Source organism: Mesorhizobium temperatum, from assembly GCF_002284575.1.
Classification (GTDB): Bacteria; Pseudomonadota; Alphaproteobacteria; order Rhizobiales; family Rhizobiaceae; genus Mesorhizobium; species Mesorhizobium temperatum.
In genome coordinates, this window is the sequence record NZ_NPKJ01000041.1 from 117,014 (window position 1) to 135,641 (window position 18,628).

Here is an 18,628-nt window from a genome sequence, read left to right on the forward strand (position 1 = left end):
ATAGTTCTTTCACCATTCACCATTCACCGCTTCGCAATCGGCACGTAGTCGCGTTCCGGCGCACCTGTATAGAGCTGGCGCGGGCGACCGATCTTCTGGTGCGGATCCTCGATCATCTCTTTCCACTGTGCGATCCAGCCGACGGTACGGGCGACCGCGAACAGCACGGTGAACATGGTGGTGGGGAAGCCCAGCGCCTTCAGCGTGATGCCGGAATAGAAATCGACGTTCGGATAAAGCTTCTTCTCGATGAAATAGGAGTCGGTCAGCGCGATCTTTTCCAGTTCCATGGCGATGTCGAGCAGCGGATCGTCCTTGATGCCGAGTTCGCCCAAAACCTCATGTGCGGTCTTCTGCATGATCTTGGCGCGCGGGTCGTAGTTCTTGTAGACGCGGTGGCCAAAGCCCATCAACCGGAACGGATCGTTCTTGTCCTTGGCGCGGGCGATGAATTCCGGGATGTGGTCGACATGGCCGATCTCGCCCAGCATGTTCAAGGCCGCCTCGTTTGCGCCGCCATGGGCCGGTCCCCACAGGCAGGCGATGCCGGCGGCGATGCAGGCAAACGGGTTGGCGCCTGACGAGCCGGCGAGGCGGACGGTCGAGGTCGAGGCGTTCTGCTCGTGATCGGCGTGCAGGATGAAGATGCGCTCCATCGCACGCGCCAGCACCGGGTTGATCTTGTATTCCTCGCACGGCACGGCAAAGCACATATGCAGGAAGTTGGCAGCGAAATTCAGCTCGTTCTTCGGGTAAATGAAGGGCTGACCGATGTGATATTTGTAGGCCATCGCCGCGATCGTCGGCATTTTGGCGATCAGCCGCATCGATGCGACCATGCGCTGATACGGGTCCGAGATGTCGGTGGAATCGTGATAGAAGGCCGACAGCGCGCCGACCACGCCGCACATCACCGCCATCGGATGTGCGTCGCGGCGAAAGCCGGTGAAGAAGCGTGACATCTGCTCGTGCACCATGGTGTGGCGCGTCACCCGGTAGTCGAAATCGTCCTTCTGCGCCTTGGTCGGCAATTCGCCATAGAGCAAGAGATAGCAGACTTCGAGGAAGTCGCCGTGCTCGGCCAACTGGTCGATCGGATAGCCGCGATGCAAAAGGATGCCGGCATCGCCATCGATAAAGGTGATTTCCGACTCGCAGCTTGCCGTCGACGTGAAGCCGGGATCGTAGGTGAACGCCCCGGTGGTGCTGTAAAGCGAGCCGATATCGATGACATCAGGTCCGACCGAGCCGCTTCGCACCTTGAGCTCGTGAGTTTTGCCGCCGAATTCAAGTTTAGCAGTCGACGCGTGGGTTTTGCCGCCAAATTCCATCTTTGTCGCAGCTTCGGACATTGCAAACTCCTTTTGGTTTTCTCATGCCGGCAAAGGCGAAATATCTGCAACGCAACACGTCGAAAGCATCGGAGTTCGCGCGTTTGCGCCCGCAATTGGATTTGCGTGCCAAATTGGGCCAGGACCTAATGTTGCACTGCGAAACCCACCTTTCAATGCCAATCTTCTTGGGCCAGTTTTGCTAATCGATTTGATCCGCGACGCGCGCCAGGCTTTCCTCACGGCCAAGCACGGCAAGCACGTCGAACACGCCGGGCGAGGTGCTTTTGCCGGTGAGCGCGGCGCGCAAAGGTTGGGCCACAGCGCCGAGCTTATGGCCGCGGGCCACCGCATATTCCCGGATCGCAGCCTCCGCCGCTTCGGCCGTCCAATCCCCTGTAATCGCCTCCAGCGCCGCGTGGGCGCCCCGCAGGATCTCGCGCGCTTCACCGCCGAGCAATGCAGTCGCCTTCTCGTCGATCGGCAGCGGCCGCTCGGCAAACAGGAAGGCCGCACCGTCGGCCAGTTCGACCAGCGTCTTGGCGCGCTCCTTTAAGCCTGGCAGTGCGGCGAGCAACTGTGCCTTGCGCGTGTCGTCGAGGCGCGCTGCGATTGCCGGGCCACCTTCGAGATAGGGCAAGGTGTTGATGAAGATATCGAGCAATTCGGCGTCGTTCATGCGGCGCATATGCACGCCGTTCAGCGCCTCGAGCTTGGCGAAGTCGAAGCGGGCGGCCCCCTTGTTGACGTCGCCGATGTCGAACCAGGCAATCATGTCGGCGATCGACATGACCTCGTCGTCGCCGTGGCTCCAGCCGAGCCGCGCCAGGTAGTTGAGCAGTGCCTCGGGCAGGTACCCCATGGCACGATAGGCTTCGACGCCTAGGGCGCCGTGCCGCTTCGACAGCTTGGCACCGTCGGCGCCATGGATCAGCGGGATATGCGACATCGACGGCACGTCCCAGCCCATGGCTCGATAGATCACCATCTGGCGGGCGGCATTGGTCAGATGATCGTCGCCGCGGATGATGTGGGTGATGCCCATGTCATGGTCGTCGACGACGACGGCATGCATATAGGTCGGATTGCCGTCCGAGCGCAGGATGATGAAATCGTCGAGATCCTTGTTGGGGAAGCGGACTTCGCCCTGCACGAGATCATGCACCACCGTCTCGCCGTCGGCCGGCGCCTTGATGCGGATCGCGCCCTTGGCGCCGGCCGGCGCCTCCGACGGGTCGCGCTCGCGCCAGCGGCCGTCATAGCGGGGAGGCAAGCCCCTGGCCCGCGCGCTCTCACGCATCGCTTCCAGCTCAGCCGGCGTCGCATAGCAGTAATAGGCCTTGCCCATGCGCACCAGTTCCTCGGCGACCGCGCGGTGGCGCGGCGCGCGCTCGAACTGCGATACCGGCTCGCCGTCCCAGGTGAGGCCGAGCCAGGAGAGCCCGTCGAGGATGGCGGCGGTTGCCGCATCGGTCGAACGCTCACGATCGGTGTCCTCGATGCGCAGCAGCATCGTGCCGCCGGTGTGTTTCGCATACAGCCAGTTGAACAGCGCCGTGCGCGCTCCGCCAATATGCAGGAAGCCGGTGGGCGAGGGGGCAAAACGGGTGACGACCTTGTCGGACATGGAACTCTCAGGCAAGCGCAGGAAACGGATGTGATTGCGCGGACTTTCGCGCGTCGCGCGTTCATGTAGCATAGGAGGTCAAGGGCGCAAGGGGCAGACCCGATGGCTGGACCAGGCCGCGGCGCGGACAAGAGCGAGGGCGCGACCACAAGCGTCAGCGAACGATCGCTGTTTGCCGACGTTCCCCACGCCGAGCCGCTACCCGTTTCGCTGCCTGCGTCGCACCCGGGCATTCAGCCTCTTTCGCCGGACCGCGCCGCGCCAACACCGGCTCCAACACCCGGGCCTGTCATTCGTTTCCGCCGACAGCTCAGCCATCTTTCACCATCCGGTATCCGCAACAGCGTGGCCTCGGCAGCCGGCCTGGAACTAGACCGCGGCGTCGCCTTCCTGCTGGTGCCGGTTTTTCTGGCATGCGGGGTGATCGTCTATTTTTCGCTTGCAGTTGAACCGGACTTTGCGCAGCCCATTGCCGTCGTGGTCCTCACGGCATTGTGTGCGGCGGTGACGCGCTCATGGCGCAAAACGCATCTGTGCTTCATGGCAGCGTTGCTGTGCGCACTCGGTGTACTCGCCGCCAAGGTTGAAACCTGGCGCGTGGGAACGCAGATGCTCGGTTCGGAAATCCAGACCCAGCTCACCGGCCGTGTCGTTAGGCTCGATCAGATGGCGAACGGCCGGATCAGGCTGACCATCGACGTGATGTCGACCGCCCGGCCGACACTGCGTTATGCGCCGGAACGTGTCAGGGTTTCGGCACGCAAAATTCCCGCTGAGATGACTTCAGGCTCGGTGGCAACCGGCTATGTGAGGCTTCTGCCTCCGACTGGCCCGGTTAGGCCGGACAGTTATGACTTCTCCTTCGACAGCTATTTCGCCGGTATCGGTGCCAGTGGCTTTTTCCTCGGCAATCCGAAGATCGTCGTTTCCGAAGATGCACCGTTCGCCGCGCGCCTTTCTTCCTCGATCGAAAAAGCGCGCGAAACCATCGCCGACCATATCAGGGACAGCATCGGTGGTGCCGAGGGGGAGATTGCCGCCGCGCTGATCGTCGGCGTGCGTGCCGGCATTCCCGAAGAGATAAACGAATCGATGCGGCGCACCGGCATCTACCACATCATCTCCATTTCCGGCCTGCACATGGCCCTTGTCGCCGGCACCATCATGGGATTGCTGCGCGGCGCCTTTGCGCTGGTCCCCGATTTTTCGTCGCGCCGGCCGGTCAAAAAATATGCGGCTGCTGCCGCACTCGTTTCCATCGCTGCCTATCTGGTCTTTTCCGGTATCGTGGTAGCGGCTGAACGCAGCTTTATCATGCTGGCGGTAATGCTTGTCGCCGTGCTGTTCGACCGGGCGGCACTTACCATGCGCAATCTGACGATTTCAGCCATCGCCGTCATCGTCGTGTCGCCGCACGAGGTGGTCGGCCCAAGCTTCCAGATGTCCTTCGCCGCGACCGCTGCTCTCGTGGGCGCCTATGCCGGCTGGTCCGACTATCGTGCCGACAAGGCCACGGCGCCGCCACAGCGACGGTCAACGATCGCTTTCGTCACGCGAAAACTCGCCGCTGGGACAGGTACCATCGCAATGACCTCCATCATTGCCGGCAGCGCCACCGCGCTCTTCGCCATCTGGCACTTCCAGCGCGTCTCGCCGCTCAGCCTGTTCGCCAATCTGGCCGTCATGCCGATCGTCACGGTCGTCATGTTCCTGGCCGTCGTCAGCGCCTTGGCAATGCCGTTCGGCTTCGACGGCCCTTTCCTATACATGATGGGCAAGGGGCTGACGGCCATGATTGCAATATCGGGATGGATCTCCGAGCGGTCGCCGGTCGATGCAGTCGGACTGATCTCGTTGCAGTCGGTTCTGCTGGTGACGGTCGCCCTGGTCATCGCCACGATGGCGACGACATGGTTGCGGCTTGCGGCACTTCCCTTTGCGCTCGCCGGCCTGCTGACGATTTCCGAGACGCGCACCCCCGACGTGCTGATTTCGGAAGATGCACATCTGGTGGCGCTGCCGATCGGCGGCGGCGAACTTGCCGTCAACCGGGTGCGTTCGAACGAATTCACCACCGACAACTGGAAACATGCGCTGGTTTCAGCGACCATTGTCGAGCCGGAGACATTCGAAAAAGGAGACGTGCGGTTCGATATCGCCGACCCGGCCGACCTGCCGCCGGGAGCACCCTTCTACTGCACTGCCGGCCTGTGCCTCGCCCGGCACCCGTCCGGCGCGATCATCGCGCTCGCCGACGACCGCAAAACCGCACGGCCAGCCTGTGCCTTTGCGGATTTGATCGTCATCGACGATGCCACAGCCTATTACAATCCCTGCCGCAATCCGCTGGTTCTCGTCGTCACCAAACGGCAGCTCGCTCGCATGGGCAGTGCCGCCGTCTTCTTCGATCCGCTATCGGCGACGACGCGCGCAGAAATTCGCTTTGCCGTCAGACAGCCATATAGGCCTTGGCATGAGCAGCGGAGATTTTCGCGCGAGGCAAGGGGCCTGCCGCCATACCGCAGGGCCGAGAGACCCAAAAAGCCTGCCGTTCAGTAACGCCGGATCAATCCGACGAGCTTGCCTTGCACCTTGACCCGGTCCGGCCCGAAGATGCGTGTCTCGTAGGCCGGATTGGCGGCTTCCAGTGCGATCGAGGCACCTTTGCGGCGGAACCGTTTCAGCGTCGCTTCTTCGTCGTCGACCAAGGCGACGATGATCTCGCCAGGCTGGGCGGTGTCGGCGTTGCGGATGATGACCGTGTCGCCGTCGAAAATGCCGGCCTCGATCATCGAATCACCCTTGACCTCCAGCGCGTAGTGCGTGCCGCCGGTGATCATGTCCGGTGGTACCGAGATCGAATGCGTCTGGTGCTGGATGGCGTCGATCGGCACACCGGCAGCGATGCGGCCCATCACCGGTATGGAGATGGTGGCAACGACGTCGTCGTCATTGCCGGCCGCGGGCATGCGCGAAGGCGCCGGTTTGATCTGTCGTCCGAGGCTGCCCTGCCCAAGGCTGCCCTGAATGACGCTTGGCGAGAATTTGCGCGCCGCATTGAGGCCGGGCGCGATCGAATCGGGCAGGCGCAGCACCTCCAGCGCGCGGGCGCGGTTGGGCAGGCGGCGAATGAAACCGCGCTCCTCCAGTGCAGTGATCAGCCGATGGATCCCCGACTTCGAGGCGAGGTCGAGCGCTTCCTTCATCTCGTCGAACGAGGGCGGAATGCCGCTTTCCTTCAGCCGCTCGTGGATGAACATCAGCAGTTCATGTTGTTTGCGTGTCAGCATCGCGACCCCCAACAGAATCAGAAAAACAAACCCAGAACAAACACTATCTGTTCCAGTTGTGTTCCGCAACCGTTTAAAATTTAATGAATGTGTTGACGTTTTGTTCAGCGTAGCATCAGCACGCTGCACGCGGCGCCCGTCGCGGCTGGGGGAGCGAACGGCTCGCGCACGATCAGCCCGTTGGCGTCGGCCAGCATTTTGAGCATCGAGGAATCCTGGATGCCGAACGGGGTCGCCAGCAGCGTGCCGGCTTCTTCGCTCACCACGGCGCGTACATAGTCCTGCCTGAGATCGTTGGCCGGCATGGCGGCGCCGAGCCGCGCCTGACGCATGTCCTGCCGGAAGGCGCGGCCGCCGAGCCGCGCAAGCAGCGGCTTCAGAAAGAGCTGCGTGCAGACCAGGCTCGCCACCGGATTGCCAGGCAGGCCGATGCAGCGGATGTCACCCAGCCGCCCGAACATCAGCGGCTTGCCGGGCCGCATGGCGATTTTCCAGAAATCGAGCGTCATGCCTTCGCCGGTCAGCACGTCATGGACCAAGTCATGGTCGCCGACCGAGGCGCCGCCCAGCGTGACGATGACGTCGGCGCCTGCGTCGACCGCTTGTTTCACCAGCGTGGCGATCGCCTCCTTGCGGTCGGGGGCGATTCCGAGATCGAGCGCGCTGGCGCCGACCGAGCGGGCCGCGGCGGCGACGCCATAGGCATTGGACGAGATGATCTGGTCGGGGCCAAGGTCGCTGCCCGGCGGCAGCAATTCGTCGCCGGTGGCGATGATGGCGACCAGCGGCCGTTTCACCACGCTGACTTGCGGGTGGTTGGCCGACGCCGCCAGCGACAATGCCGCTGGATCAAGCAGGCGGCCTTTCTCCAGCAGCACGTCGCCCTTCGAGAAATCGAGCCCGAGGCGGCGGATGTTGCGGCCTTCAACTGTCGACGCGGTCACTTCGATGCTGCCGCCGCCGAGGTCGCGGACATTCTCCTGGATGACGATGGTGTCGGCGCCTGCGGGAAGCGGCGCGCCGGTGAAGATGCGCACTGCCTGCGCCGGGCCGACTGTTCCGGCAAAGCCGCGTCCGGCCGGCGCCATGCCGATCACCGAAAGTCTTGCGGGCACGGACGCGACATCCTCGGCCCGCGCGGCAAAGCCGTCCATGGCGGACGCGTTGAACGGCGGCTGGGTGCGAAGTGCTATGAGCGGCTCCGCCAGCACGCGGTCGGCGGCGTCCATCAGGGCGACGCTTTCAGCCTGCAAGGGCGCAGCATCCTCAAGCAGGCGCTCGAGCGCCTCGGCGACCGGAAGCAGTGCCATTATTGGCCTGCCTCTTGTGCGCCTACCTTGTAGTCGCCGGATTTGCCGCCGGTCTTTTCCACCAGCCTGATGCCCGAGATCACCATGGCGCGGTCGACCGCCTTGGCCATATCGTAGATGGTCAAGCAGGCGACCGAGACGGCGGTCAGCGCTTCCATCTCGACGCCGGTCCTGGCGGTGACGCGGGCCAGCGCCGTGACCTTCAGGCCGGGCAGCGCCGCGTCCGGTTCGATGTCAACGGATACCTTGGTCAACAGCAGCGGATGGCAGAGCGGGATCAGCTCATGCGTCCTCTTGGCCGCCATGATGCCGGCGATGCGCGCCGTGCCCAGCACGTCGCCTTTCTTGGCATCGCCGTCGAGAATCATCTTCAGCGTTTCGGGCCGCATTGAGACAAGACCTTCGGCGATTGCCGTGCGCGTCGTCTCCGCCTTGTCGCCGACATCGACCATATTGGCTTCGCCTTTCGCGCCAAGATGGGTGAGGGCGGCCGTCATCGTCAGGTCACCTTAGAGCGACGTGCGTCCGTCTGGACGCGCAAAGTACGCTCCAATGCATTGAATCTATGCATCGTGCTCTCCGAAAATCGATTCCGATTTTCGGGCCGATGCAATGGCGGGCGCCTTGCCCGTCAAAAGCAGGTGCGTCGCAGTGGCCACGTCCTGTTGCCGCATCAGGCTCTCGCCGACGAGGAACGTACCGATGTCGCTCCGTTCCAGCCTGCGGCAGTCTTCGTGCGAGAAAATACCGCTCTCGCTGACCAGCAGGCGGTCGGCCGGCACCATGGTCGCGAGCCGCTCCGAGGTCTCGATGCTGGTTTCGAACGTCCGGAGATTGCGGTTGTTGATGCCGATCAGCCGTGATGACAGTTTCAGCGCGCGTTCCGTCTCGGCCTCGTCATGCACCTCGACCAGCGCGTCCATGCCGAGCTCGAAAGCCGTCGTTTCGAGTTCGCTGGCCACGGCGTCATCGACGCTCGCCATGATGATCAGGATGGCGTCCGCGCCCCACGCGCGGGCTTCGAAAACCTGATAAGGCTCGAACAGAAAATCCTTGCGCAAAGCGGGCAATGTCACAGCATTGCGCGCATCGGTGAGGAATTCAGGCGCGCCCTGGAAGGACGGCGCGTCGGTCAGCACCGAAAGACAGGCGGCCCCCCCTTTCGCATAGGCTCTGGCCAGCGCTGGCGGATCGAAATCGGCGCGGATCAGGCCCTTGGACGGGCTCGCCTTCTTGATCTCGGCGATCAGCGCGAAGCTGCCGGATTTGCGCTTGGCTTCAAGAGCCGAGAGAAAGCCGCGCGCTGCATCGGTGTCCTTCGCCCGCGCCTTGATCTCGGCAAGCGGCACGCGCGCCTTCGCCGCGGCGATCTCGTCGCGCTTGTAGGCTTCAATCTTGCGCAGGATATCAGACACGGCTCTATCCGTTCGAAATCTCGACCAGCCGGTCGAGCACTTTCAACGCCTGGCCGCTGTCGATGGCTTGCGCCGCCGTCGCCATGCCGTCGGTAAGCGTCGTCGCCTTGCCCGCCACCACCAGTCCGGCGCCGGCGTTCATCAGCACCGTATCACGAAAGGCGCCGGCAGCGCCGCCCAGCATATCGCGCAGCGCCTGGGCGTTGTAGGCGGCGTCGCCGCCGCGCAACTCGTCCTTGGTGTGCCGTTTCAGCCCGACCGCTTCCGGGGTCAGCGTAAAGGTGCGGATCTCGCCGCCGACCAGTTCGGCCACTTGGGTTTCACCGGTGGTGGTGATCTCGTCATAGCCGTCGCCATGGGCGACCCAGGCGTGGTCGGCGCCCAGTGCCTTCAGCGTTTCGGCCACCGGCATGATCCATTCCGGCAAGAAGACGCCGACCATTTGCCGGTTCACACTGGCCGGATTAGAGAGCGGGCCAAGCAGGTTGAAGATGGTGCGGGTGCCGAGCTCGACGCGGATCGGACCGACATGCTTCATCGCCGGATGATGCGCCGGCGCGAACATGAAGCCGACGCCTGTGTCGTGGATACAGCGGCCGATCGTTTCCGGCGGGATATCGATCTTGACGCCGAGCGCGGTCAGCACGTCGGCGGCGCCGGTCTGCGAGGACAGTCCACGATTGCCGTGCTTGGCCACCGGCACGCCGCAGGCGGCGATGACGAAGGCGGATGCAGTCGAGATGTTGACGCTGTGCGAATTATCGCCGCCAGTGCCGACGATGTCGATCGCGTCAGCGGGCGCATCGACGCGCAGCATCTTGGCGCGCATGGTGGCGACGGCGCCGGAAATCTCGCTCACCGTCTCGCCGCGCACGCGCAGCGCCATCAGGAAGCCGCCGATCTGGCCGGGCGTAGCGTCGCCCGACATGATGATGTCGAAGGCCTCGCGCGCTTCCTCGAAGGAAAGGGAATTGCCTGCGGCGACCTTGGCGATATGGGTCTTGAGCGCGCTCATCTGGTCAGGGCTTGGGCAACGGCGGTCTGGTCGATGCGAATGTCATATTGCGTCTGCAGCTGCGCCACCAGCTGGTCGAGCAGGTCATCGGACATGCCGGCGGTGAACGATTTCTGCGCCTCATCCGGCACCGAGCTGGCGTCGGCTCCGGCAGGCTCGAAGACTTCGGCGATCTTGAACAGGATCTGTCCGTCGCCGGTGGGCGAGGGGATCAATCCGGTCCCGCCTTGGCCTTCACCGAACATCGCAGCCGCCCCTTCCTTGCCGAAATCGACGTCGTCCGCCTCGCGCTTGACGCCGCGCTTGGTCTGCTTCTCGAGCTTGAGCTCGCTCGCGATCACATCGAGCGTGGCGCCGGCATCGAGACGCTTTTCGAGTTCGCCCGCTTTTGCGGTGAGCCGCTTGGTCGTTTCCGCAGCCGTCCAGTCGGCCACCACCTTCTGGCGGACTTCATCCAGCGTGCGGTCGCGGGCCGGCGTGATCGACTCCACCTCGTAGAATACGAAGCCGTTGTCGGCGGTGGTGAGGTCGGGATTCTCGGTGCCGGGTTCGGCGTCGAATACCGCCTTGATGAGTTCCGGCGATTCCGGCAGGTCCTTGACGATGGTGCCGTCCGGCCTCAGGCCGGTGCGATCGATCGCGTCGATGGTGACGACCTTCAGCTTGAGTTTTTCGGCCGCTTCCTTGAGCGTGCTGCCCGAAGCGCGGATATCTTCGTAATTGTCGTGCACGTCCAACAGAATGCGGCTTGCCTCGCCCAGCGCCAGATCCCTGCGGATATCGGCGGACACTTCGGCCAGCGGCTTCACCACTTCGGGCTTGATGTCGGTGACGCGCAGCAGCACGGGACCGAAGGCGCCCTGAACGACCGGACTGACTTCGTTGACATTGAGCGCAAACGCCGCATCTGCCACCGCCTTGTCGGCGATCTTGTCCTTGGACAGCGTGCCGAGCAGCGTGTCGGCTTGCGTCTTGCTCTCGGCGGCGACGATCTTGTCGAAGGTCGCGCCGGTCTTGAGTGAATCGAGCGCGGCCTTCGCGGCATCAGGCGTTTTGAACACGAGCTGTTCGATGGTGCGCGTTTCCGGCGTGGTGTAGCGCCCCTTGTTCTTGTTGTAGTCGTCGCTGACCTGTTGGTCGGTCACGGCACTCAGATCCATGATGTCTTGCGGCTCGAGCCTGACATAGGAGAATTTGCGGTATTCGGGCGCCGCATAGGTCTTCTTGTTTTCCTCGAAATAAGCTGAAAGCGCAGTGTCGGATGGCGCTTCAATCGGCTCGACCAGCGATTTCGGCAAGGTCAGATAGTCAATGGTGCGATCTTCGCCACGATAAAGCGCGACTGCCTTCAAGAAAGTATCCGGAGCCTTGAGGCCGTCCGAAACCGCCTCGACGATCTGCTGGCGCACAGCCACCTGGGCGCGATTCCTCAGATAGTCTTCCGGCCGCATGCCGACCTGTTGCAGTATGTATTCGAAAGTCCTTCTGTCGAAGGTGCCGCCGGGACCCTTGAAGGCCGGGTCTTCATGCGTGAGTTGGGCCAGCCGGTCCTTGGACAGCCCCAGCCCGAGCTTGCGCGCCTGCTCATCGAGGACGGCGCCCGACACGAGTTGCGCCAGCACCTGGTTGTCGAGGCCGAGCGCCGTCGCCTGCTCGCGGCTGATGCGCTGGCCGAATTGCTGCGACATCACGCTGATCTGGCGATCATAGGCGAGGCGATATTCGTTGATCGACACTTTGGTGCCTCCGGCCGTGACAACTGCGTCGTGGCCTGCAAAACCACCGACCATCTGCCCGGAAATGCCCCAGACGGCGAAGCTCAACACCAACAATATCAACAGCGCCTTCGCGACCCAGGTCCCCGCCGCGCTTCTCAAGATACTAAGCATGGTCACTTCCGATTTTTGCGCATTTTCGCATGCGTCGAGTCTGAAACAAGCGCAATAGCGTCCTTCCGGCCCACTGTCGATTGCTTTGTGGGCTGAGTTTGGTAGTGAGGACGCAGCCGAATATTGCCCGGAGAAACAAATCCCATGACGCCAGGAATCCGCCCGCTGGTCGCAGGCAACTGGAAAATGAACGGCACCAGCGCCTCGCTCAACGAACTCAGGATGATCGGCAACGGCTTCATGAGCGGGCTCGATGCGGAGACCGAAGCGCTGGTCTGCGTTCCGGCGACGCTGCTGGCGCATGCCGCAGAGATTTTGTCGCGCACCCCGGTTCGGGCCGGGGGCGAGGATTGCCACACCAAGGAGAGCGGCGCCCATACCGGCTGTATTTCGGCCGAGATGCTGAAAGATGCGGGCGCCAGCCACGTCATCGTCGGCCATTCCGAACGGCGCGCCGATCACAATGAGGACGACGCCATTGTACAGGCCAAGGCGTCCGCCGCGTGGCGCGCCGGACTGGTAGCCATCATCTGCATCGGTGAGACGAGAGCCGAACGCGAGGCAGGCGCGACGCTCGACGTGCTGTCGCGCCAGGTCGCCGGCTCGGTGCCGCCCGACGCCACGGCGTCGAATACCGTCATCGCCTACGAGCCGGTATGGGCGATCGGCACGGGACTGACGCCGACCGCCGCCGACGTTGCTGAGGCGCATGCGCATATTCGCGAAAAACTGTCGGAAAAGCTTGGCAGCGCGGCGGCGAAGATGCGCATCCTCTATGGCGGCTCGGTCAAGCCGTCGAACGCGGTCGAACTGCTCTGCGTGAAAAATGTCGATGGCGCGCTGGTCGGCGGCGCCAGTCTGAAGGCGGCGGACTTTCTCGGCATCGCCGAAGCCTATCGAAATATCTCGTAGCATCGAAAGGCTGTCGGGCACTTCGGATAGGCTGTGCCGCAGCGGAAATCGTTGCAAAGGGCGCATTGCTTCCCATATTCCGGCCACGGGCTTGGAAATGCCGTCAAAGCATTGTATTGAGCCGCCTCCAAATCACCGGCCGTATCCGCGGCCGCGCAAGGCTTTGCCAGGGTAAACTATGGAAACCGTACTGATCGTCGTCCACCTCATGGTCGTGCTCGCTCTTGTCGGCGTGGTGCTGCTGCAGCGCTCCGAAGGCGGCGGCCTCGGCATCGGCGGCGGATCGGGCTTCATGACCGCGCGCGGCGCGGCCAACGCGCTGACGCGGGCGACGGCGATCCTGGCGGCGGCTTTCTTCGCCACCTCGCTGACGTTGTCGATCGTCGCCCGTTATGGCGAAAAGCCGATCGACATTCTCGATCGTGTGCCTGCGACGAACGGTGCGGGCGGCGTGCTCAACCAGTTGCCTGGCACCACGGCGCCGACACCACCTTCTGGAAATACGGCGACAACGCCGCCTACCGGCAATACGGCGCCAACGCCGCCTTCCGGAAATGATGCCGCAGCCCCGGCGCCGGCTGCGCCGCCTGCGGCGGGTTCGACCACGCCGCCGGCCACAAACGGCGTCACCCTGCCAGTAACGCCGCAGGTTCCAAACCAGTAATCAGCAGACGTTCGGCGCCGCGATCTGTTGTTGTTTGAACACAGTCGCGGCAAATGCCGCACGATCGCGAGGATTCGACCGGGCACGGCACGACAGGGCGCTTGAGGCGTCTCCGATTAATCGACTATAGATTGCGCGCGGCACTTTCGGGGTCCTTGGGGGACGCCGGGCGACGCCGTGGGCAACAAGCATTGAACGATCGGATCTTCGCTATGCAGCTTCGCAGCTTCATTTTAGCCGGCCTTTGTGCCGTGCTCAGCCTTGGTGCGCCCGCTTACGCGGCCATGCCGGCGGGTAATTCGGCCTCTAAAACCGCAGTAACAACTAACGTCGTCAACGTCGCCGCCAAAAGCGATGCGGCGCAACTTAGGCTCCTCAAGAAGAAGAAAAACCCGACCGCGGACGATCTTGCCCAGATCAGCAAGATCGAAGCCAAGATCGCGGCCGACAAGGAGGCCGCTCGAGCCAAGGCGCTCGAGGCCAGGAAGCTGGCGATGCGCGAGGCAGCCAAAGCCAAGGCCGACGCGGAACGGCAGGCATTTCTTGCCAAGAAGGGCCTTGCCAGGAAGGATACGTCCGCTGCCCGGCTGGCTAAGAAGACGACCGTCAAGATCATCGAACCGGTTCAACCCATGGCACCGATCCAGTCGGCCGAGCCAGTTTCCGCCGAGGCCATGAACGTCGCATTGACCGGCAACAACGGGGAATTGCGCAGCGAGCCGGTTGGACAGAAGCCGCAGAGCGTCGGGCTGTTCGCCGGCCTGTTCGGCGGCACGTCCTCGTCGATGTCGCTGCTCCCCGAGACCCGCGCTCTCGATGCCGCACTCGCCAGGAAGGAAGCCAAGAAGCAGTTCAAGGTGAAGCCGGAGTTCGTGCCGCAAGAGGTCGAGTTCACCGGCTACAGCCCCGGTACCATCGTCATCGATACCAGCGCGCGCCGCCTCTACCTCGTCGAATCTTCATGGACCGCCCGCCGTTATGCGATTGCGGTCGGTCGTGACGGCCTGCAGTTCAAGGGCACGGTCGCCGTCGGCGACAAGCAGGAGTGGCCGCGATGGATCCCGACGCTCGAGATGCAGAAGCGCGAGCCGAAGAATTACGGCCGGTACAAGGACGGCATGCCCGGCGGCGGCGAAAATCCGCTCGGCGCGCGCGCCATCTATCTCTACGACGGCAAGAAGGACACACATCTGCGCATTCACGGCACCATCGCGCCGCAGTCGATCGGAACGAGCGCCTCCAACGGCTGCTTCCGCATGATCAACGAGCACGTCATGGACCTTTACCGCCGGGTGAAAGTAGGCACCAAGGTCGTCATCATCTGACGCCTTAACGGGTCATCCCAAAACGGCCGGTCTCGCCGGCCCTTTTGTTTTGGTTCACGCACCACCAGAGCGCCTTCTTGGGAAAAAGCCTTCGCGGTGGTTTTTTCTCTGGCGGAATCAATTCGGCCGCGTTAAGCGATGACTCCCATGGCGCGATATGTATTCATCACAGGCGGCGTGGTTTCCTCACTTGGAAAAGGCATCGCTGCAGCGGCCCTTGGGGCTCTCTTGCAGGCGCGAGGCTATCGCGCACGCATCAAAAAGCTCGATCCCTATCTCAACGTCGATCCCGGCACGATGTCGCCATACCAGCATGGCGAGGTCTTCGTGACCGACGACGGCGCCGAGACCGATCTCGACCTTGGCCACTATGAGCGCTTCACCGGTCGCTCGGCCAACCAGCAGGACAACATCACCACAGGCCGCATCTACAAGAACATCATCGAGCGGGAGCGGCGCGGCGACTATCTTGGCGCCACCGTGCAAGTGATTCCGCACGTCACCGACGAGATCAAGAATTTCATTCTCAACGGCAACGACGACTATGACTTCGTCCTGTGCGAGATCGGCGGCACCGTCGGCGACATCGAGGCGATGCCGTTCCTGGAGGCGATCCGCCAGCTCGGCAACGACCTGCCGCGCAACAACGCCGTCTACGTGCACCTGACGCTTATGCCCTACATTCCAACGGCGGGCGAATTGAAGACCAAGCCGACCCAGCATTCGGTCAAGGAATTGCGCGGCATCGGCATCGCACCCGATATTCTGCTGGTCCGCGCCGACCGCCCCATCCCCAAGGAAGAGCGCCGCAAACTGTCGCTGTTCTGCAATGTCCGCGAGAGCGCGGTCATCCAGGCGCTCGACGTGCCGCACATCTACGACGTGCCGATGGCCTATCACAATGAAGGGCTGGATTCGGAAGTGCTGGCCGCCTTCGGCATCGATCCGGCGCCGAAGCCGCGCATGGAGCCCTGGCAAGCGGTGTCCAACCGCATCCACAATCCGGAAGGCGAGGTGACCATCGCCGTCGTCGGCAAGTATACCGGCCTCAAGGACGCGTACAAATCGCTGATCGAGGCGCTGTCGCATGGCGGCCTCGCCAACCACGTCAAGGTCAAGCTCGACTGGATCGAGAGCGAGATATTCGAGAAGGAAGATCCGGCGCCGTGGCTGGAAAAGGTCCACGGCATTCTGGTCCCCGGCGGTTTTGGCGAGCGCGGCGCGGAAGGCAAGATCCTGGCAGCGAAGTTTGCCCGCGAGCGAAAAGTGCCGTATTTCGGCATCTGCTTCGGCATGCAGATGGCCTGCATCGAGGCGGCGCGTTCGCTGGCCGGCGTTGAGCATGCCTCGTCGACCGAGTTCGGCCCGACCGAGGAACCGGTCGTCGGCCTGATGACCGAATGGCTGAAAGGTAACATGCTGGAGAAGCGCAGGGAAACCGGCGACCTCGGCGGCACGATGCGGCTCGGTGCCTATCAGGCGGACCTCGCCAAGGGCTCGAAAATCGCCGACATCTACGGTGACACGCAGATTTCCGAGCGCCACCGCCACCGCTATGAGGTCAATGTCGACTACAAGGAGCGGCTCGAGGGTTGTGGCCTGGTCTTTGCCGGCATGTCGCCGGACGGCGTGCTGCCGGAAACGGTCGAATACCCCGACCATCCCTGGTTCATCGGCGTGCAGTATCATCCCGAACTGAAAAGCCGGCCGCTCGACCCGCACCCGCTGTTTGCCAGCTTCATCGAAGCGGCGGTGGAGCAGAGCCGCTTGGTCTAAACCGACAGGCTACCATGCAAACCTACGTCGCTCTGCTTTACAGCATCGTCCTGGGCGAGGGGCGGCGTGTCGTCATGTCCGATCTCAGGGCCATGACAGAAGGCCTGGGGCTGAACAACCCGCGCACGCTGGTGGCGACCGGCAATCTGGTCTTCGAGACGAAAGAGACAGAAATTGCCGCGCTGGAGCGCCGATTGGAGACGGCGTTCCAAAAGACCTTCGGCCGCCATGTCGACATCATCGTGCGCCGCGCGGAGGACTGGTTGAAGCTTGCGGCCGGCAATCCGTTTCCCGCCGAATCGGCTGCCGCCGCCGATCAGGTAGCGGTGCGCGTGATGCGCAAGCCCGTTCCCGCTGAGGCCGTCGCGGCGCTGGAGGCCTATGTCGGTAAGGATGAGCGGATGCAGGCGGTCGGCGGCGACATCTGGATCGCATTTTCCCACGAGACGCCAAGTTCGCGGTTGTGCAGCGGCAAGCCATAAACGGCTCGGGGTCGGCACCTCGCGCAACTGGAATACAGTGCGCAGGCTGGCCGAGATGGTCGGTGGATAGGGCTTCCCCTTCTCCCACAAGCAAGGGGAGAAGGGGGAAATTATGTCATGCCTTCGCCGCCCCGGCTCCGGCGGAACTCGCCATTTTCCCTGTAGAGAGCCTCGACGCGAGGGAACCGGCAACCGATTGATTTGCCGGCTTAGGCCTTATAGGCATTCGATGAAACTCGCGCTTATCGGAGCACAACGTTCGTCGCACGTTTGTCACGTTTGGTGATTCGATTTCGGTCGAACGATATGAGAGACTTCGTCTTGGCCCGGTCTTTTTTAGCGTCGGGCCCTGTTTGCCGGAACCAAGTTGTCAGCCGTAGTTTAACAAGGTTCGATCAGGCACGTAGCGATCGACCGGGAGGAAACGATGGATCGCCTGCAATTCTTTACGCCTGTGCGGATTTCGCGCGGGCAGGAAAGCTCTGCCGAAGAAATTTATAGCGTAGCCGAAGCGATGGGGTTCTTGCGCAAATGGCCAACGGGCCGGCGTGGGCCAGTCTACCAGTGCGCGGTGAATTGCTGCTCCGCGGCTCTGGCGGGACGGATGTCGGCAGAGGAAGCAAGGAAGGCTTTTGCCGGCTTCGCCCGCATCACACGCTTGCTCGAAGACGACATGGCACTTCCGATGGCCGGCCAAAATATTGATAGCGTGCATGCGCTGAGGCGATGAACGTTCATATTTGCACCTTGCCGCGAGGGGCCCGATCTACCAAGACGCGGTGAATTGCTGCTGCGCTGCCTGGCGGGCTCGGCGGCTCACGGGCCTGCTTCGAGGAAAGCCCGGGCAAATCCGGGTTGCGCTGCTTCTATCGTTCCATCGGGCAGCTTCAAAAGCCGGTCGATTGCGATGCCATAGAGCCGCAGCCGGTCGTCGAGCAGCCGCGCCGCTTCGTCGATATTGCCCTGCTCGGCCTTCAGCAAGGCGCGGTGCATTACATCCCGAAAGATCAGCCGCAGCTGCAAAAACATCTCGGCGAAAGCTTCCGGGTCGGGCACGTCGAAGATGCCTTCCTCGCTTCCTTTCCTGAGCAGCTCGGTGATTATTGGCATGGCCAATTCCCTGGCCGCCTGGTCGACCCGATGGAAGAGGGCAAGGTTCTCGGGCCGGAACAGCACGAAAAATGTCTTGCGCAATTGCGGGGCCAGCTCGACGTTCAGCCGCCGCGAGCCGGCAAAGAGCGCATTGAGCCGGCCCAGCCCGTCAAGTGATGGATCGTTGAGCACGGGCTGCAACTCGGTGAAACTGTCACGCGCGAGACGTGCGGCGAGCGCCTCCAGCAGGGCCTCTTTCGATGCGAAATAATGATAGAACGCGCCCTTCGACAGGCCGGCCTCGCGGATGATGTCGTTCACCGTCGTGTTGTCGTAGCCATGCTCGAAGAAAAGCCGCTGGGCGCAGTCGAGGAGCTCGGCGGATCGTATTTCCGGCAGCTTTATCACTCGGGGCAAAATCGACCTCGTAAGGAACAGGTGGAGCAAGAGGAGCACGAACCGTTTCTTTATGCAACTTTTATAGACCGACGGTCGGTCTG

15 protein-coding genes and 1 pseudogene are annotated in these 18,628 nt (G+C 62.8%); 7 read left to right on the plus strand and 9 right to left on the minus strand.

The genetic code is table 11. The features are described 5' to 3' along the window. Positions 1 to 23 precede the first annotated feature (23 nt). Positions 24 to 1,352, minus strand: coding sequence for a citrate synthase (gene gltA, locus CIT26_RS12570; RefSeq protein WP_065009590.1), 1,329 nt, complete (start codon positions 1,350 to 1,352; stop codon positions 24 to 26). A 181-nt stretch (positions 1,353 to 1,533) separates the two neighbouring features. After that, the gene (gene gltX, locus CIT26_RS12575; RefSeq protein ID WP_095492877.1) at positions 1,534 to 2,958 is read right to left on the minus strand and encodes a glutamate--tRNA ligase; all 1,425 of its coding nucleotides are present in this window, start codon (positions 2,956 to 2,958) and stop codon (positions 1,534 to 1,536) included. A gap of 102 nt (positions 2,959 to 3,060) precedes the next feature. Between gltX and CIT26_RS12580 the strand changes: the two genes are divergently transcribed. After that, a complete protein-coding gene (locus CIT26_RS12580; protein ID WP_095492878.1) occupies positions 3,061 to 5,517 on the plus strand; it encodes a ComEC/Rec2 family competence protein in 2,457 nt (818 codons plus the stop codon). Here CIT26_RS12580 and lexA read toward each other — a convergent pair. From lexA to CIT26_RS12610, 6 genes are all read right to left on the minus strand, one after another. Next, positions 5,511 to 6,248 carry a transcriptional repressor LexA gene (gene lexA, locus CIT26_RS12585; RefSeq protein ID WP_095492879.1) on the minus strand — a complete coding sequence of 246 codons (738 nt, stop codon included), beginning with the start codon at positions 6,246 to 6,248 and terminating at the stop codon, positions 5,511 to 5,513. The two genes, CIT26_RS12580 and lexA, sit on opposite strands and share 7 nt — an antisense overlap. A 104-nt stretch (positions 6,249 to 6,352) precedes the next feature. Continuing rightward, positions 6,353 to 7,558: a molybdopterin molybdotransferase MoeA gene (locus tag CIT26_RS12590; RefSeq protein WP_095492880.1), complete on the minus strand. Its 1,206-nt coding sequence runs from the start codon at positions 7,556 to 7,558 to the stop codon at positions 6,353 to 6,355. Then, a complete protein-coding gene (moaC, locus tag CIT26_RS12595) occupies positions 7,558 to 8,055 on the minus strand; it encodes a cyclic pyranopterin monophosphate synthase MoaC (RefSeq protein WP_095492881.1) in 498 nt (165 codons plus the stop codon). Before moaC ends, CIT26_RS12590 begins: the two co-directional genes overlap by 1 nt. 66 nt (positions 8,056 to 8,121) lie before the next feature. Next, positions 8,122 to 8,973 carry an indole-3-glycerol phosphate synthase TrpC gene (trpC, locus tag CIT26_RS12600; protein WP_095492882.1) on the minus strand — a complete coding sequence of 284 codons (852 nt, stop codon included), beginning with the start codon at positions 8,971 to 8,973 and terminating at the stop codon, positions 8,122 to 8,124. A gap of 4 nt (positions 8,974 to 8,977) precedes the next feature. Further along, entirely contained in the window at positions 8,978 to 9,988 is a 1,011-nt protein-coding gene (gene trpD, locus CIT26_RS12605) for an anthranilate phosphoribosyltransferase (protein WP_095492883.1), read from the minus strand. Next, positions 9,985 to 11,877, minus strand: a complete 1,893-nt coding sequence (locus tag CIT26_RS12610) for a SurA N-terminal domain-containing protein (RefSeq protein WP_095492884.1) — start codon at positions 11,875 to 11,877, stop codon at positions 9,985 to 9,987. Before CIT26_RS12610 ends, trpD begins: the two co-directional genes overlap by 4 nt. Before the next feature lie 144 nt (positions 11,878 to 12,021). Here CIT26_RS12610 and tpiA point away from each other — a divergent pair, with 144 nt between their 5' ends. From tpiA to CIT26_RS12640, 6 genes and pseudogenes are all read left to right on the plus strand, one after another. Continuing rightward, positions 12,022 to 12,789 carry a triose-phosphate isomerase gene (tpiA, locus tag CIT26_RS12615; protein WP_095492885.1) on the plus strand — a complete coding sequence of 256 codons (768 nt, stop codon included), beginning with the start codon at positions 12,022 to 12,024 and terminating at the stop codon, positions 12,787 to 12,789. A gap of 178 nt (positions 12,790 to 12,967) precedes the next feature. Continuing rightward, entirely contained in the window at positions 12,968 to 13,453 is a 486-nt protein-coding gene (gene secG / locus CIT26_RS12620) for a preprotein translocase subunit SecG (protein ID WP_095492886.1), read from the plus strand. 212 nt (positions 13,454 to 13,665) lie between these two features. Further along, positions 13,666 to 14,778: a L,D-transpeptidase gene (locus CIT26_RS12625; RefSeq protein ID WP_095493062.1), complete on the plus strand. Its 1,113-nt coding sequence runs from the start codon at positions 13,666 to 13,668 to the stop codon at positions 14,776 to 14,778. Between the two features lie 138 nt (positions 14,779 to 14,916). Continuing rightward, the gene (locus CIT26_RS12630; RefSeq protein ID WP_095492887.1) at positions 14,917 to 16,554 is read left to right on the plus strand and encodes a CTP synthase; all 1,638 of its coding nucleotides are present in this window, start codon (positions 14,917 to 14,919) and stop codon (positions 16,552 to 16,554) included. 14 nt (positions 16,555 to 16,568) lie between these two features. Next, positions 16,569 to 17,106: pseudogene (locus CIT26_RS12635) on the plus strand (DUF1697 domain-containing protein). A gap of 357 nt (positions 17,107 to 17,463) precedes the next feature. Beyond that, entirely contained in the window at positions 17,464 to 17,766 is a 303-nt protein-coding gene (locus CIT26_RS12640) for a DUF982 domain-containing protein (RefSeq protein ID WP_095492888.1), read from the plus strand. 86 nt (positions 17,767 to 17,852) lie between these two features. Here the strand turns inward: CIT26_RS12640 and CIT26_RS12645 are convergent, their stop codons facing one another. Continuing rightward, positions 17,853 to 18,536 carry a TetR/AcrR family transcriptional regulator gene (locus tag CIT26_RS12645; RefSeq protein ID WP_245319401.1) on the minus strand — a complete coding sequence of 228 codons (684 nt, stop codon included), beginning with the start codon at positions 18,534 to 18,536 and terminating at the stop codon, positions 17,853 to 17,855. Positions 18,537 to 18,628: the final 92 nt, after the last annotated feature.

Coding starts and splice junctions, on each gene's coding strand:
- gltA (WP_065009590.1), bottom strand. CDS start 1,352: ATGTCCGAAGCTGCGACAAAGATGGAATTTGGCGGCAAAACCCACGCG.
- gltX (WP_095492877.1), bottom strand. CDS start 2,958: ATGTCCGACAAGGTCGTCACCCGTTTTGCCCCCTCGCCCACCGGCTTC.
- CIT26_RS12580 (WP_095492878.1), top strand. CDS start 3,061: ATGGCTGGACCAGGCCGCGGCGCGGACAAGAGCGAGGGCGCGACCACA.
- lexA (WP_095492879.1), bottom strand. CDS start 6,248: ATGCTGACACGCAAACAACATGAACTGCTGATGTTCATCCACGAGCGG.
- CIT26_RS12590 (WP_095492880.1), bottom strand. CDS start 7,558: ATGGCACTGCTTCCGGTCGCCGAGGCGCTCGAGCGCCTGCTTGAGGAT.
- moaC (WP_095492881.1), bottom strand. CDS start 8,055: ATGACGGCCGCCCTCACCCATCTTGGCGCGAAAGGCGAAGCCAATATG.
- trpD (WP_095492883.1), bottom strand. CDS start 9,988: ATGAGCGCGCTCAAGACCCATATCGCCAAGGTCGCCGCAGGCAATTCC.
- CIT26_RS12610 (WP_095492884.1), bottom strand. CDS start 11,877: ATGCTTAGTATCTTGAGAAGCGCGGCGGGGACCTGGGTCGCGAAGGCG.
- tpiA (WP_095492885.1), top strand. CDS start 12,022: ATGACGCCAGGAATCCGCCCGCTGGTCGCAGGCAACTGGAAAATGAAC.
- secG (WP_095492886.1), top strand. CDS start 12,968: ATGGAAACCGTACTGATCGTCGTCCACCTCATGGTCGTGCTCGCTCTT.
- CIT26_RS12625 (WP_095493062.1), top strand. CDS start 13,666: ATGCAGCTTCGCAGCTTCATTTTAGCCGGCCTTTGTGCCGTGCTCAGC.
- CIT26_RS12630 (WP_095492887.1), top strand. CDS start 14,917: ATGACTCCCATGGCGCGATATGTATTCATCACAGGCGGCGTGGTTTCC.
- CIT26_RS12640 (WP_095492888.1), top strand. CDS start 17,464: ATGGATCGCCTGCAATTCTTTACGCCTGTGCGGATTTCGCGCGGGCAG.